The sequence below is a fragment of the Epilithonimonas tenax DSM 16811 genome, from assembly GCF_000428485.1.
Classification (GTDB): domain Bacteria; phylum Bacteroidota; class Bacteroidia; order Flavobacteriales; family Weeksellaceae; genus Epilithonimonas; species Epilithonimonas tenax.
Genome location: NZ_AUAA01000010.1, coordinates 41743 through 57474, shown reverse-complemented (window position 1 = coordinate 57474; position 15732 = coordinate 41743). Strand labels below are relative to the sequence as shown.

Annotated in this window: 13 protein-coding genes; 4 read left to right on the top strand and 9 right to left on the bottom strand. The window is 39.0% G+C overall.

Annotated features, from left to right (window positions below):
• Window positions 1-3 precede the first annotated feature (3 nt).
• From F564_RS18875 to mutL, 4 genes are all read right to left on the bottom strand, one after another.
• The gene (locus F564_RS18875) at window positions 4-354 is read right to left on the bottom strand and encodes a hypothetical protein (protein ID WP_034980988.1); all 351 of its coding nucleotides are present in this window, start codon (window positions 352-354) and stop codon (window positions 4-6) included.
• An 11-nt stretch (window positions 355-365) separates the two neighbouring features.
• Window positions 366-1346, bottom strand: a complete 981-nt coding sequence (locus F564_RS0106855) for an endonuclease/exonuclease/phosphatase family protein (protein ID WP_028121969.1) — start codon at window positions 1344-1346, stop codon at window positions 366-368.
• Between the two features lie 82 nt (window positions 1347-1428).
• A complete protein-coding gene (locus tag F564_RS0106850; RefSeq protein WP_028121968.1) occupies window positions 1429-2172 on the bottom strand; it encodes a rhomboid family intramembrane serine protease in 744 nt (247 codons plus the stop codon).
• Window positions 2173-2175: 3 nt separating this feature from the next.
• Window positions 2176-3936 carry a DNA mismatch repair endonuclease MutL gene (gene mutL / locus F564_RS0106845; protein WP_028121967.1) on the bottom strand — a complete coding sequence of 587 codons (1761 nt, stop codon included), beginning with the start codon at window positions 3934-3936 and terminating at the stop codon, window positions 2176-2178.
• A gap of 267 nt (window positions 3937-4203) precedes the next feature.
• Between mutL and F564_RS0106840 the strand changes: the two genes are divergently transcribed.
• Window positions 4204-5295: an acyltransferase family protein gene (locus F564_RS0106840; protein WP_028121966.1), complete on the top strand. Its 1092-nt coding sequence runs from the start codon at window positions 4204-4206 to the stop codon at window positions 5293-5295.
• 197 nt (window positions 5296-5492) lie between these two features.
• Here the strand turns inward: F564_RS0106840 and F564_RS0106835 are convergent, their stop codons facing one another.
• On the bottom strand, window positions 5493-5723 hold the full coding sequence (locus tag F564_RS0106835) for a hypothetical protein (RefSeq protein ID WP_028121965.1): 231 nt from the start codon (window positions 5721-5723) through the stop codon (window positions 5493-5495).
• Window positions 5724-5885: 162 nt separating this feature from the next.
• Here F564_RS0106835 and miaE point away from each other — a divergent pair, with 162 nt between their 5' ends.
• The 3 genes from miaE to F564_RS0106820 all read left to right on the top strand — a co-directional run bounded on the left by miaE (window position 5886) and on the right by F564_RS0106820 (window position 8695).
• Entirely contained in the window at window positions 5886-6467 is a 582-nt protein-coding gene (gene miaE, locus F564_RS0106830; RefSeq protein WP_028121964.1) for a tRNA-(ms[2]io[6]A)-hydroxylase, read from the top strand.
• A 78-nt stretch (window positions 6468-6545) separates the two neighbouring features.
• Complete coding sequence (locus F564_RS0106825) at window positions 6546-7160, top strand: DUF502 domain-containing protein (RefSeq protein WP_028121963.1); 615 nt, start codon at window positions 6546-6548, stop codon at window positions 7158-7160.
• Between the two features lie 158 nt (window positions 7161-7318).
• Window positions 7319-8695, top strand: a complete 1377-nt coding sequence (locus tag F564_RS0106820; protein ID WP_028121962.1) for a tryptophanase — start codon at window positions 7319-7321, stop codon at window positions 8693-8695.
• A 46-nt stretch (window positions 8696-8741) separates the two neighbouring features.
• Here F564_RS0106820 and porW read toward each other — a convergent pair whose 3' ends face one another.
• The 4 genes from porW to F564_RS0106800 all read right to left on the bottom strand — a co-directional run bounded on the left by porW (window position 8742) and on the right by F564_RS0106800 (window position 15709).
• Window positions 8742-11345, bottom strand: coding sequence for a type IX secretion system periplasmic lipoprotein PorW/SprE (gene porW / locus F564_RS18870; protein WP_076605658.1), 2604 nt, complete (start codon window positions 11343-11345; stop codon window positions 8742-8744).
• 69 nt (window positions 11346-11414) lie between these two features.
• Complete coding sequence (locus F564_RS18865) at window positions 11415-12002, bottom strand: Maf family nucleotide pyrophosphatase (protein ID WP_051259590.1); 588 nt, start codon at window positions 12000-12002, stop codon at window positions 11415-11417.
• 60 nt (window positions 12003-12062) lie between these two features.
• Window positions 12063-12584, bottom strand: coding sequence for a KdsC family phosphatase (locus tag F564_RS0106805; RefSeq protein ID WP_028121961.1), 522 nt, complete (start codon window positions 12582-12584; stop codon window positions 12063-12065).
• A 398-nt stretch (window positions 12585-12982) separates the two neighbouring features.
• A complete protein-coding gene (locus tag F564_RS0106800; protein ID WP_028121960.1) occupies window positions 12983-15709 on the bottom strand; it encodes a Plug and carboxypeptidase regulatory-like domain-containing protein in 2727 nt (908 codons plus the stop codon).
• Between the last annotated feature and the right edge of the window lie 23 nt (window positions 15710-15732).

Genomic DNA, 15732 nt, shown 5'->3' with positions numbered 1-15732 from the left:
TTTTTATGGATTTGTGCTTGGTGTTGTTTGTTCGGGTTTCAGTTCCGGTTTTGTTTCTTTCTTGTTTTCTTTGGCTTTTTCTGCTTCCAGTCTCGCTTTTTCTTTGTCCAACTTTTCCTGCTCGGCTTTTGCGATTTTGGCTAAGCTGTCTTGTTCTTTTTTGATGGCGACTGCATTGATTTTTGCCATCACAGCTTCCGAAGTTGCACCAGGACCGAAGGAATCTATCGCTACTGTGTCATAAGTGATTTTTGGAGCAGCATCCAGATTGTCGGAAGTATTCAAAACCGGCGTTTCTTTGGAACAACTTATGATTAACAACACCACGCTTGGGATTAATATTATCTTCATCATTTTAATTAATTTTAATCGATTAGGAATTCTGCGATCACAGGAAAATGGTCAGAAATTTTCACACCTCTGTCAACCTTGTAACTGATTGGCGTGATTGATTTTGAGGCAAAAATATGATCGATTTTGATTGGGAATTTGAAATCGTGGAAACTAGTTCCGCTTCCTTTTCCGACTTTCAGGAAAGTGTCTTCCAGATTTTCGGACAAGGTATAATATTCATAAGAATTTGGAACAGAGTTGAAGTCGCCGGCAAGAATAATTGGATAAGGCGAACTGTCCAAAAATCCCTTGATAGGCGCTATTTGACTTTGGTGTTTTCGGAAAGTTGGAACGAGTTTATGGATAATGTTCTTTGCTTTTTCCTCATTCACATTCATGTCTTTACTTGGTTTTACCATCGTTTTGTCCAGATAAAATGGTTCCATATAGACATTCACGAAGCGGATTATTTTTCCATTTATTTTTATGTCTGCATAAATACAGCGTCCGTTTCTTGCATCGGTTTCTACCAGACCGCTTTCCAAGATCGGAAATCTGGATTGGATTTTTACAACCGGAAATCGTCTTTCAGCATATTCAAATCCTTTCAGGTTTTCTGCGCTTTTATATTCTTGAGTCATGACTACATCGGCGTTCTGCCGATTAAGAAAGCTGTAAATATTTTCGTCGCCAAACTTACCAGATTTTCCGTTCAGAGAAATGACTTTGAGATTTGATTTTTCTTTTTTTGTCTGCGTATAGTTGATCCAGCGTCTTGTGGGAATGATAAAAAATAAAGACAGAACAAGGAAAACGGCTGCCCGTTTTTTCCAGCTTACGATCCAGAATATTAGCAGTAAAATATTTAGAATCATCAAAATTGGAAATCCCAATGACAACAGATTCAGCATCCCAAAAGCACTTGGCGGAATGTAAGCGTTCATCACCGTTCCGAATAAGAGAACAATAATGACAAGATGAAAAATAGTTGAAACAAGTCGGATAATTCCCATTTTAATTTTTGAAATATAAGTTTGTACTTACGTTGCAAGTCCCTCTCCCTTGGAGAGGGATTTAGGGTGAGGATTGTCCCATTTATTGGATTCTGTCTCTGTATTTTTTCCAGTTCCAAATATATAGGAAACCAATCAAAGCACCGCCAAGATGCGCAAAATGAGCAATATTGTCACCACTGAACTGTCCGAATCCTAAGAATATAGAAGCCGCAATGATAATGGGTGTCAGATACTTCGCCTTGATAGGGAAAGGGATGAACATAAACATCAACTTGGCATCAGGAAACAAGGTTGAAAAGGCAGCGATCACACCGAAAATAGCGCCAGAAGCACCCACCATTGGCGTTTTCAGAATGATGAAGAGCTTTTGCGCCGCATCTCTTACGGCTTCAGAGTTTGACGTGATCGGCATTTCTCCAGCATAATGATTGTCGGCGTATTTATAAATCTCGCGGATGTCGTAGGCCTGACTATTCAGGAAACTTGTCAGTTGACTTACTTCATAATAATTCCAAACATTATACAAAACAAAACCGCCCAAACCTGCAGCAAAATAAAGAATGATAAATTTTTTCTGTCCCAAAACCTGCTCCAAAACCGGTCCGAAACTGTAAAGCGTAAACATATTAAAAACAATATGCATAATGCTGCCATGCATAAACATATGTGTGATGATCTGCCATGATCTGAAATTGGGAGACAATGGAAAATATCCAGCCAGTAAGGCTTCAAGGTTAAGATTTCCAAGCAAAAAAGTAGCGGCGAAAAATACTACATTAAGGATGATGATATTTCGCGTCACGGGTGTTATTTGAGGGAACATAATTTAAAATTTATTTTTAAAATCGTCAAACGGAACTTCCATCCAACATTTTTTACCATTCACGGTATATTGCGGGAATCCAAGATCAATGAAATCTTTGACTAATTGCTCGACTTCAGTCTTATAAATGAAATCAAATTTAGATTTTGTTTTTAATTTAATCCATTGATATTCAAAATATTTGGAGAACTCGTCTTCGGTTCGGTATTCCAGAACTTCGAAGATTTTTTCCAGAAATTTGATGACTTGAGATTCTTTCAAGGCTTCTGGAACAGTCTCGATTCTTAGAACATTTTCCTGAGCCAAGGTCATTTCAAAACCAAAATCCGGCAGGTATTTTTTGATGGATTTGTATTTGTTTTTTTCGATTTCGTTTAAGTGATATTCCAAAGAAAACAGCAAACTTTGACCCGCTTTTTTCGTGGGTAGATTTTCCTGATGAGAAGACATAATCACGCGGTGCATTCTCCCAAGATCCAGCATATAAGTTTGTCCGTCTTTGTTCAGAAGCCAATAGCCGTTTGGCAATCGGAACAGATCTTCGTCCAGATCATCATCTTCAAAAAGATTGATTTTGGATGGTGCCGCTTCTGTTGCCTGATAAAGTTCGGCCAGATTGATCCGCTCTTCATCCGTCGTTTTTTCTACATAAAAAGGATTGAAATCCCGATCAACATTAATGGCAGAAGGTGATGGCGAACTGTAATTACTTTTACTGGGTGCAAAAAACGCTTCCATCTTCGGATCTCTTTCAAAATCCAGGCTTGGCGCCACATTGTAAATTCCCAAAGAACGTTTGATCGTAGATCTCACCAGAGCGAAAATCAGAGCTTCATCTTCAAACTTAACTTCTGTTTTCTGAGGATGAATATTAACATCAATTTTCTCCGGATCCATTTCCAGATAAAGAAAAAAAGATGGGATGTAACCAGGCTGTAAAAGTCCTTCAAACGCTTCCTGGACAGCTTTGCTGAGATAGGCACTTCGGAAAAATCTGCCATTGACGAAGAAAAACTGTTCGCCACGTGTTTTTTTTGCGCCTTCCGGTTTCGCCACATAACCGTGAAGATGTACCCAGCCAAGATCTTCCTTGATGGGGATCAAAAGCGGCTGCAGCTTCCGCCCGAAAACATCCACGATCCTCTGCATTTGACCGCCTTTTCTAAGTTTGAAAACCGGCTCGTCATTGTGGAACATTTCGAACTCAATACTTTCGTGGGCTAAGGAAACACGCTGAAATTCATCAATAATATGACGGAATTCTATATTGTCATTTTTAAGGAATTTCCGTCTTGCAGGAACATTATAAAATAAATTTTTGACAGAAAAATTAGAACCTTCAACCGTTTGGATTGGATCCTGAAACTGGAAAAGTCCACCTTCGATGTAAATATTCGTCCCTACAGGCGAATCTTTCTGCTTGGTTTTCAGTTCCACTTGTGCAACAGCTGCGATGGATGCCAAAGCTTCACCGCGGAAACCCTTGGTGGCAATCTTGAAAATATCTTCTGTTGAGCGGATTTTGGAAGTGGCATGGCGTTCAAAAGCCAGTCGTGCATCAGTCTCAGACATCCCGATGCCGTTGTCTACAACTTGAAGCAGGTTTTTTCCGGCATCACGAATGATAAGTTGAATCTTTGTGGAGCCTGCGTCCACAGAATTTTCCAAAAGTTCCTTCACGATAGAAGCCGGCCGTTGCACCACTTCTCCAGCAGCAATCTGATTAGCAACGTGATCCGGTAAAAGCTGAATGATGTCTGACATTTCTACGATTGAACTTGTAAAAATAAGGATAAGAATCGAGTGGTAAAAGTTAAATAATTGTAAAAAAGTATTAATGCAAAGGCGCAAAATTCAAAAAAATTCAATGTTTAAAAGTCACAAGTCTTTATGGCATAAAAATTTTAAAGTTTAAATTTCTTTGCGATTTTTTCAGAGTCAAGAAACTTATCAATTACGCCTTTGCAATATTTTTCATCAAGTTGTTAAGAAAATATGATATTTTTGACTTTTAGATAATTAATCCCATCGATGAAAAGAGATCTCTATATTGATTTTGCCAAAGGACTGGCGACCATTTCCATTATATTCATTCACACGGCTTTCTGGAGCGGGCAATTTTACATCCCGACAGAAGTTCGGGTTTTCTCCTTGGTTTTTGACGTGGCGCTGTTTTATGCATTAAGCGGGATCACCTCTGGAAATAATATCGAGAAAACACTTTACAGATTGCTGAAGTTGCAGATCACGTATATGATTTTCGTAACGTTTTTGTTTTTCATCGATTATTTTTTCAAAGTTTTTGGGCTCACGTTTTTTTCTTTTGAATGGTTGAAGGATTTCTATTCTACGTTCGGAAGCAAATATGTGCCGAGCAGTATTTCTTCCGAACCGCAATGGCAGGTTTTGGGAAATTGGTACCTGCACGAGTATTCCAACTGTGATACTTTTCCTGTGGTGATGGGAAGTTTTTGGTATTTGAAAGTGTATTATATATTGACCGTTTTAGGCGTTTTGATTTTGAGATTTTTCCCAAAACACGTCAATTGGTTTATTGGGATTTGTGTTGCTTTAACATTGATATTTAATATATTTCCTCAATATTATCCCAACGGACAAGGTGGTTACGTCGCATTTTATATGGCCATTTTTCTGATTGCTAACAGAATGAAAGGCAGAAAAATATCAACCAAGATGATTCCCGTTTTGTACGGATTGGTCGCAGTTGCGCTGGCTTGGATGTTTTGGAATTACGGAAGCGATATTTTCTATAAAATCAATAAACAAAAATTCCCACCCAAAATCCCATACATTATTTGGACACTATTCTCATTGGTCACGCTTTTCGTTTTCTATAACCGATTGAAAATCACAAAACCAAATTTCATAACCAATGTTGGGCAAAATGCAATTTTCTTTTACTTTGCTCAGGGAATGAGTTCTTCTTTGATTTACTTTTTGGTTGTTCCGCTAAAGGATTCGATGAGTTGGTGGTTGCTGGTTCTGATTATTTATCCGCTCAATATTTTCTTGGCATATCTGATTTCCATTGGGTTGAAAAAAGTAGATGATCTGGGATGGAAAGTTTTAGAAGTTTTGAGAAAGAAAACCGCTTCAAAATGACCATAAAAAAGCGCTCCTAGAAGCGCTATGTCATATTTTAAGAGATGTTCCGCCATTAGTAATCGATTGCAGAAGATTACATTTCTTGGTTAGGTTGACGCATCGGTCTATTTTAAAAACGCTTAGTTAGTAAAAATCTTTGTTTGAGCTTGCGTTAAAATTAGACAAGGTGAATAGTAGTAGATATTCGTTATGTTTTAATCGTTTTTCTTTCTTCCGCTCATGGCCACAATTGCCACGATGACGATGAGGACAACACCTCCAATGATCCAGTATGTTGGATTAGTTTGCCATTCTTCCGTGGAAGTGGTCACATTGGTTGTTTTAGTAACTGTTGAATCCTGGGCATAGATTAATGCAGAAGAAAAAACAGCCAGAAAGCCAAATAAAATTGAGTTTACATGTGTGGTAATAGTTGGATTTTTCATAATTTTATTATTTTATTGTTGAAGGATTTTCAATATTTGTGCCAAATACTGATATGATTGTGGAGAATGTGTGTTTTCATGATGAATTCGGTAATTTATTTTAAATCAATAAAATATTCAGTCAGAAGCAATCAAATCCTTATTTTTACAAAAAAATATAAAATGTTCCGTCTCAAACTTCTTACAGATCCACGTTGGGCCCATATTGCAGAAGATAACCTAGAAGAAATTCTTACTGATCACGCCTGGTGTGAGCAAAAAGCAGCCACCAACGCTATCGGACTGATTACAATGGTTCCAGAACATACAGAAATGGTGACAGAACTTCTTGCCATTGCGCAGGAGGAATTGGATCACTTCAACCAAGTGCATGAGATCATCAAAAAAAGAGGAGGTGTTTTAGGCAGAACCCGTAAAGACGATTATGTGAATGACTTGATCAAATTTCTTGTCAAAGGCGGACATCGCGACGAGCAAATTATTGACAAAATGCTCTTCGCTGCAATGATAGAAGCACGAAGCTGTGAACGTTTCAAAGTTTTGACAGAAAATATCAAGGACGAGGAACTTAAACAGTTTTACCACGATCTGATGGTTTCCGAAGCCAATCATTATACAACATTCATCGGCTTTGCAAGACAACTTGGCGATCCTGAGAAAGTGAACCAACGGTGGGAAGAATGGCTGGAATATGAAGCCAATATCATGAAATCCTATGGCAATAAAGAAACCATCCACGGCTAATTTAAAAGCAAAAGCGAACGTTTTTTATGATAAAGCTTCCTGGTCGCAAAGCTTAGCGGCACAAAATAGAAACAAATAGTGAACAGAAATCTGAACGATTATCTTCGGTTATTTATACGGTCCTTCATCCAAGGACTGATCATTATTGGACCTTTTGCCATCACGGTTTGGGTCATCTGGAGCGTGGTGTTCAGTATTGATAATTTGGTGCCTTCTGTTTCGGAAAAATTCCCTGGACTGATATTCTTTATTGTGATTTTCGGGACCACCTTTATTGGGTTTTTCGGGAACAAATTTATCATTGGAAGACTGATTGTTGACGGCGTAGATTACGTTTTGGAACATATTCCGGGAATCAAATTCCTCTACACATCTCTCAAAGACGTTTTAGGATCTTTCGTTGGCGACAAGAAAAAATTCAATGTTCCGGTTTGGGTCAAAACCAATGAAACACCGGAAATCTGGCGAATCGGTTTTTTGACGCAAGCCGATATGTCTGTTGTAGGACTAGAACACATGATTGCTGTTTATCTGCCCCATTCGTATGCTGTTTCTGGCTGGGTTATCATTACAAAATTCAATAACGTAAAGGAAGTTACGGGAATGAGCGCTGCCGAAGCCATGAAATTTGCTGTCAGCGGAGGCGTAGCCGGTTTCCATTCTGATGACAACGTTTTCAAAGCGCCGGAGTAGTTTTTTATAATTGATTAATGATGAAAGATAATTGATTTTTTAGAGTATTTTAACCATCCCTATTATCAATGATATATTGAAACCAATTGCGTTTCAGTGTTTTTACTTTCATCAATTTTACTTTTTATTTATCATTCATCAATGATCATCTATCAATTATGAAACTACCTTACGCTGAGCCATTCAGAATCAAAATGGTTGAAGAAATATACCAATCCACACAAGAACAACGAGAGGAATGGCTGAAAAAAGCAGATTATAACCTGTTTAATCTTAGAAGTTCCCACGTTTTTATCGACTTGCTGACAGACAGCGGAACGGGTGCGATGAGCGACAAACAATGGGGCGCACTGATGATTGGTGACGAGAGTTATGCAGGCTCCAGATCTTTCGAAGCATTGCAAAGCACGGTGGAAAAGATTACTGGATTTCCGTACTTATTACCCACACACCAAGGTCGTGCAGCGGAAAATGTCTTGTTCTCTGTCATGGTAAAGGAAGGCGATATATGTCCGGGAAATTCGCATTTTGATACCACAAAAGGCCACATCGAATTTCGGAAAGCACACGCCATAGATTGTACGATTGACGAAGCTTTTGATGTGGAGGATCTTCATCCTTTCAAAGGGAATATTGATCTGGGTAAATTGGAAGCCGTTTACAGTTCGCACCCGAAAGAGCAAATTCCGTTTTGTTTGATTACGATTACTTGTAACTCTTCCGGTGGACAGCCTGTTTCTCTGGAAAATATCAAAGCCGTCAAAGCCCTTTCTGACCAGTACGGTATTCCGGTTTTGTTTGATTCTGCCAGATTTGCAGAGAATGCTTACTTCATCAAGAAAAGAGAAAAAGGACAGGAGGACAGAACCATCAAAGAGATCTGTAAAGAGATCTTCTCGTATGGCGATGGGATGACCATGAGTTCAAAGAAAGATGGACTGGTAAACATCGGCGGCTTTATCGCTTTAAAAAACAGAGAGATCTTTGAACAGGCATCCAACTTCACCATTATATACGAAGGATTTATCACATACGGCGGAATGGCGGGAAGAGATATGTCGGCGTTGGCAACAGGATTAGACGAGGCTACAGAATTTGCTTATCTGGAAAGCAGAATTTCGCAAGTAGAATATCTGGGAAATCAACTTTTGGCAGCTGGCGTTCCGGTTCAGAAACCAATTGGAGGACACGCTGTTTTTATTGATGCACTCCACTTCTTACCGAATATCAAACGAGAGGAATTTCCAGCCCAGACTCTGGCAATAGAGCTGTACAGAGAAGCGGGAATCCGAGGTGTAGAAATTGGAACCTTACTTGCAGACCGTGATCCGCAAACCCGGGAAAACCGTTACCCGACACTGGAGTTGCTAAGGTTGGCAATCCCAAGAAGAACTTACACCAATAATCATATGGATTATGTGGCTGCCGCAGTCATCAATGTTTTTGAAAGAAGAAACGAGATCACAACAGGTTACAAGATCACGAAAGAACCAGCAATTCTGAGACACTTCACCGTTCAGTTGGACAAAGTATAATCAAAACAAAAAAGAGAGCAATTATCAGTAATTAGCTCTCTTTTTCTTATTTCTTTTTGATGGGTTTCATTTCTTGCTGTTCTCCATTGGATGGAGGTTGTATTCCTACAGTACCTTGTTGTTCCGGCTTCCCTGGGCCGCTGACTGGTGCAGGATTATTTCTTTCTGGCACTTCAGTATTCTGGATTTGTACCTTTGCGGCTTCTTCGGGGGTGCTGTTCTGTTGTAGTATTGGTGAAATTGTATTTCCTGTATCGTCTGTGAGTTCTAGCTTGGTATCACTTTTTAAGTATTTCAGAAGTTCTTTTGCTTTGAGGCCTTCTGGTGTTTTGGCATAGTTTAGAACGATCTGTTCAAGTTGCAGGATCATAATTTCTTTCCCTGCATTTTTCCCAGCATTATAGGCATTAAGCAAATAAAATTTAGGAATCAAAGCGTCCTTCGGATGATCGGCAATCGCTTTATCAATCATCGCGGATGACTCTGTGAATTTTTCGGTTTCATAGAGTTTGTAGGCGTCTGCGTATAATTTTTCTACATCCGCAGTTGATTTGTTGAAATCCTTATTTTTCGGATTTTTCACATATTCTGCATAGGAAGTATAGGGATATTTTGCAAGGATCTGTTGTTTGGCTTTCTCTGCTTCTGCCGGATTTTTTTCGTAATTAAAAACAAAAATATTATACAGAGCCTGCAGATCTGTTTCTTCTTCCGGCTTGTTATCTACCAGGTCAAAAAGTGTTTTGGTGGCTAGTTTTGTATTGCCAAAAAAGGATTCATACATTCTTCCCATTCCCAAGCTTGCGGTGTCTCTGTCTTTTTTCAGTTTTTCCAGTTCTTCTGCAGAAGTGGGGATTTTTTCAATGTAAAATGCAGGTTCCAAACGTCTGGGATCTGGTGCATTTGCTAATCCTAGGGCTTCGTTTTTTAGATCCTCGATTGTGGTTGTTTTTGCAGAATAACGCCAGTTGTCCATCAATGTTCTGTTACCCCAGGTTTGTTTGAAGGCATTTTCTCCTCTAGGGATGTTGTTGGAATTGGCGAAGTAAAATGTAGAACCGCCAGTCATCCCAAAATTTTGAAAACTATTGGCATCAGCTGAGTTGTTTGCAAAGATAGAATTGGCACTGTAGTCAGAATTGTCAAAACCTTTGCTGCGTTCAGCTTTTCTTCTTTCGATTTCAACCGTTTCTTCTTTGGCCTTTATTCCTTCGATGTATTTTGTGAAATAAGCACGTTGTTCTTCAGGAGACATTTTTGCCAGGTTCAGGATACTGTCGTTTTTCTTTACAACGTAATAATTTTTGGATAGCTTTTTGATGTTGGCAGTCAGGCTTTTTAATCGTTCTTTTTCTGGCAGATACGACATCACGGCCAAGGCACTGTCATAATAAACGCCAGCGGTGAGGTAATCATCTTTTGAGAAGAATTTTTTGGCAATTTCAGAATAGGTGAGTCCTCGTATTTGCGGATCCGACTGTTTTTCTTTCAAAGCTTTTCTAAAAAAAGAATCAGCTATAGAATCTTTTGCAGCAGAGTTTGCAACCAGGCCACTTGCATAATATAACTCATTTTTCCGGGATGCATAAGTTCCTTTTTTAGCAATTTTTGCCAGGTAAGCCATCGCTTCTTCGTAGCTGTCGGTTTTTCCATCAAATGTTTTGGCAATTTCGATCTGAGATTTAACCTCGAATTCATAGCTGTTGGCATACTTGTAAGCGGCTGCAAATGATTCTCTGGCTTCGTCTTTTCTGTTGAGGTTTGAAAGGATCTGACCACGTAAAAATGCAATACGGCTTTTAGTTTTTCTTTCTTTGTTGTACGTAAAAGCTTCTTCCAAAACTTCTGCGGCCAATTCTTTTTTGCCCCATTTCAAGAAGTTATCAGCTTGGTAAATCTTCAGGATTCTGAGGTATTCTTTTTTGATTTTAATTTTTGGATTTTCCTCAAGGTCTTTGAAAACTTCGTCTGCACGATAATATTCCTTCAGTTTTGTGTAATTGGCAGCTTTGTAAATGTAGGCTAACGGAAGTCTCTTATCTTTATCCATCGTATTGAAAAGATAGCTAAGCGCATCCAGAGATTCCAGATATTTCCCTTGGTACATTCTTGCTTTTGCCAAAAGAATATAAGCCTCAAATATTTTTTTGTTTTTCTCTACACCATTCACGAGGACAGAATGTTTTGTGATGGCTTTTATGGCTTTTGCCTCGGTGATTTGCAGAATTGTTGCGCCTTTTTTATTACCATTCCCAGAGGAGCCGGAACCGCCACCGATTGATGATATCTTTTCGTTGTCGTTTGTGCTGAATGCTGCTGAATTAGAAGCGGCATTTCTGGATGAGTTTCCTCTCATACCCATTGGTGCGTCATCATCATTGGCGCCTGATGGTTCTCCATAAATACTGGTTTGATCCGCCACAATATCTTCTGTGGTGTACACAGAAATGTACGGGTCATAAAAATTGTCTACGTGAGCCTTATCTCTGCTTTCCATTTCCGCAGCCAGCGCCTCTTTGCTGTTGAATAACGTATTGTACTGCGTCATAAACCTATTCACCGGACCGCTTTTGGTTTTTTTCTTTTTATGACGCGGATTACAGGCAAGAATGCTTACGGCAGCAAGTATGATTAATAAATATTTTCTCATCTAATTAATTTCAATTGGAAATTGAGTATTCAATCTGTAAAAATAACGAATTTTTGCAAGGAAAATTATCTAAGAGAACGTCTTTTGAAAATTATCAGGAAAACAGTCCATTTTTTTAAGTTCTTCATAAACCAGATCTACGGGGAAACCCATCACAGCGTAAAAAGATCCCGATATATTTTTGATCTTTGCCATCCCCAGCCATTCCTGGATCCCGTAGGAGCCAGCTTTGTCAAAAGGTTGATAATGATTGATGTAAAACAGGATCTCATCGTCATTCATTTCAGAAAATTCTACATCTGTTTTGCTGCTCCTGCTGATTTCAGAATCAAACGTTTTGATGGTAAAAGCCGTGTAAACCTGATGTTTTTTGCCAGACAGATTTTTCAGCATTGCGAAGGCCTCTTCTTTGTTCTTTGGCTTCAGGAGAATAGTCTGGTGCAAAGCAACAATGGTGTCAGAAGTCAAAAGAATTTCATCAGAACTTAGCTTGAAAGCTTTGGCTTTTTTATTAGAAACATATTCGGCGATGTTTTCAGGACGTAATTCTGCTGGATAAGATTCGTCAACATCAATTGACACAGTTTCGAATTGGTAGCCCAATTGTGACAATAATTCTTTTCTCCTAGGTGACTGTGAGGCTAATAGTAGTTTCATTGGCTTTATTTTTTTTTAAAAGGATCAAATTTCGGTTATAAATGTTTGGTAAACAGGGGATTAAATTGATTTTGTTTCCTCGTCCAGATTCCATTTCCCCTGTGCTTTCATCACTTGTTCTATAACATCACGCACAGCGCCTTTTCCGCCGTAAACTGGAGAGATGTAATTTGAGATGGCCTTCACTTCGGGAACAGCATTGGCGGGACAGGCACAGATTTCTGCCAATTTCATTATTCCGATGTCAGGGATATCATCACCCATCATTAAAATGTCAGAATCCTGTAAGCCGTGTTTTACTTTGAAATCTTCATAGTCAGAAATTTTGTGAGAAGACTTGGAGTAGTAGTCATTGATGCCAAGATACTCCATCCTGTTTTGCACCATTGGATCATTTCCGCCGGTGATGATCCCAATGATGTAACCTTGTTTGATAGCCTGCACAACGGCATAACCGTCCAATACGCTCATGACGCGACTCATGTTTTTATCCGGTAACAGATAAACACTGCCATCTGTGAAAACGCCATCAACATCGAAAACGAAGGCTTTTATGTTTTTTAATTTTGGTAAATAACTCATTGCGTGGTTGTTAAATAATTTGCATAAAAAAATCCTCCAGATAGAGGACTATAAAAATAGTGTTTTATTGGGAAAGCAGCCCTAAAAGCGCGGGCTCTATTTTGGTGCTGTGATTTTTAATGTTTTTTTTGTCAAAGTACGAAGCGTAGATCATCATTGTTCCTTGAGCTAAGGAGAGCAAACTCAGTAAAAAAATTATTCGTAAAAGTGTTTTGTTTGCAACGGAAAATCATTACTTTAAATTTAGAGTCTGTTTAAAAATGCGTTGAAAATTTCATCAAAATTACGCCCTTTAGGGTCGGGGAAATATTTTTGATAAAATTATCACAGGCTCTTAAAAGAACCAAAAAAGGCGAACAAAAAAATGTTGCCTTTTTGGTTATTATAAAAACAGGGTGTTACTTGAAATTAAATTTCACAGTGAACATAAACTGGCTTGGACGGATGTTGTAACGCTGCGTTTGGGTGTAGCCTCTTGTAATATCTACATTCACGATTTCGTAAACTTTTCTGTTGCTGATATTTAACCATTTAAATTCAAAATCAATTTTTCTCTTAACCCAGGTATATTGGTAAGATAAATCGTAGAACGGGTTTTTATAAGTATTACCTTCAGTAGAGGTGACGCTGTTGTCCCAGTTGAAACCAAACGTGTGATTCTCGGAAGGGTAGATGTATGCGGCAAGATTGTGATTCCATCCGGAGTTTTTCTGAGAATTGGAACGTGTCACGTTTCTGTTGTTGCTCCAGTTCATACTGATGTTGTAGTCTACGCTTAACCAGCTGAAATAAGAATTATTGAATTTTGCGGACCACGTCTGGATGTTGTTTTTACTTTCGATGAAATTACCATTAAAATAACTGAATGAGTTAGAATCTGTATTGGTAAAACTAGTTGAGATGTTACTTTTAAATTTTGGCAAATATTTTCCAATCTCTGCACTTTCGCTCTGTGTTCTGGTCGCGTTTTCCTCAGCTACGATCCCTATTGTTCCGCCGATTCCGCCTGCTGTGGCAAATGTTTCTGCGATATTTCTTTTCAAAGTGCCATAGTTGTAGCGCACGTTGAAGAAAAGATTGTTTAGTGGATTTCTATATTCTAACCGTGTTCCTAAGTTTCTGCTGAGATAATCCGGCATCTGGGAATCTGTAAGATCCGTCACGTATCTTCTGGATAAATTACCTGCAGAAGTCAATAGGTCGCCGCCATACAAAAATCCGAAACTACCGAAGTCGTAACTCTGGTTGGCAAAAACCCAATATTTGAAAAACGACGCAAAATCATAACTTGCAAAGAAAGTAGGTTCAAAAGCTGTTTTCGTCTTGTTTGCCAATTGGTTGTACAGATTGTCCTGATATCTGATGCTATAGAAATTCATCGGAACAGTCAGGTTCATATTCAGTCTGTCCGATTTATAATTGAATGCGACTTGCGTGTAAGGCGTCAACTCATTCCAGTCGATGTTGTTCTGAGAACGGTTACTGACCGTGTAATAACTGCCGCCAGCAGATCCTGTCAATAATGATTTTAAATGATTAAAATTCATATTAAGACCAATCTCAGGAATTATCGTCAACTTTTTGAAAGTAAATCCGACGGAGGCAGAATGGTTCACTTCCAAAGTTTCGGAAAGTGTCTGTTGTCTGTAAGTTTCGAAAAGATTAGAAGTATTTAAACCAGTAAAGTAGTTGGAGTAACTGGCAGGATTCACGCTCATCGTCTGTTTATCTCTCTGGTATTTGAAATAACTCATCACGTTGATCAGTTTATCTTTCCAGGGGATAATGGTGCTTAATGAGTTTTGGAAGCTTCCGGACGGCGATTCCAAAGATTGATCTCCGAAAATATATGGTGACGCTTTAACGTTGGTGTCCAGTTCGGAAAACCCACGATTGGCATTCCAGAATCCGTTCCAAGTGGTTGTGTTTTTGAAGAAGCCTTTTTTTGCATTTTTAGTAAAAATTAATTCCGCTTTTGCTGCATTGGTGTAGAAATCATTGGTTCTGGATTGTTCCAACGTTCTGCCCGCAAGCGTCGCATTGATTTTGTTATCATCGTAAGCTGTTTTCGTATGAGAATCTCTTTCTACATCATTGTTGGTGTAGCTTATATTAGCCTTCAGTTCCCATTCTTTACTTTTGAAAGGACTTGTCAACAGATTCGCAGAAACGAAATGAACATTATTCAAAAGATATCTTTTCTCAGGAATATCAGGCGTTCCGGCAGTTTCTACATTGGTCCAGGAACTTTGTTTGGCTTGAGATCTCCTGCCTTCCCAGCGGCTACCAAAGCTTAAAAGGTTTCCTTCTTTTTCTACACTTTCACCATTGTTATTGGCTTTATAATTCACGACCCATTGGTTTTTCTGTCCGAAGAACATAGGTGTCAGTTTTACATTCCATAGCAACGGGCTGAAACCCGCGCCCACTTCGCCACGACCGGTCATTGTTACAGATTTTTTCAGTTTGATGTTAAGTGCCGCTTGGTCTGAAGGTACTTTGTCCCGCAGGATACTTACCGGCTGGTGGTTTTCCAAAACTTCCACTTTGGAAACAGCATCTTTCGGGAGCGAGTTGTTGATGGTGCCGTAACCGCCTTCCATCAGGTCTTTTCCGTTGACATAGAACTTGTTGATCGCCTCGCCCTGATACAGAACGGTTCCGTCTTTGTTGACCTCGATGCCTGGTATTTTTTTCAAAACGTCGGCAAGCGTTCGGTCGTTTTTATTTTCAAAAGATTTGAGATCGTAAGAGATGGTATCTCCTTTTTTGGTGATGAGTTTGGTTTTCAGTCTGACTTCCTGGATTTCTGTGGTTTGAGAATCCATTGAGAAATTCAGTTTCTGATCATCATTTTTGATAGATTGCGTAATTGCTTTTTGATTGAAGGCTTTGATCTTGAGATCCAGATTGCTTTCTGAGGAGCTGAAATTAACTTTGTACTCACCTTTTGCATTGGAAATACCGTAGGCCAGGATGGCGTTTTTTCCAGGCTCTTCTATGGTTACACTTGCGCTAGCAAGCGGTTTCCCGTCACCATCTGTTATCACACCTGAAACAGTTTTCTGAGCAAAAACAATCAGAGAGAAAGCCAATGCGAAAAGAATCGATAGAATTTTTTTCATAGGTAGAATGCGTCTTTTTTTAA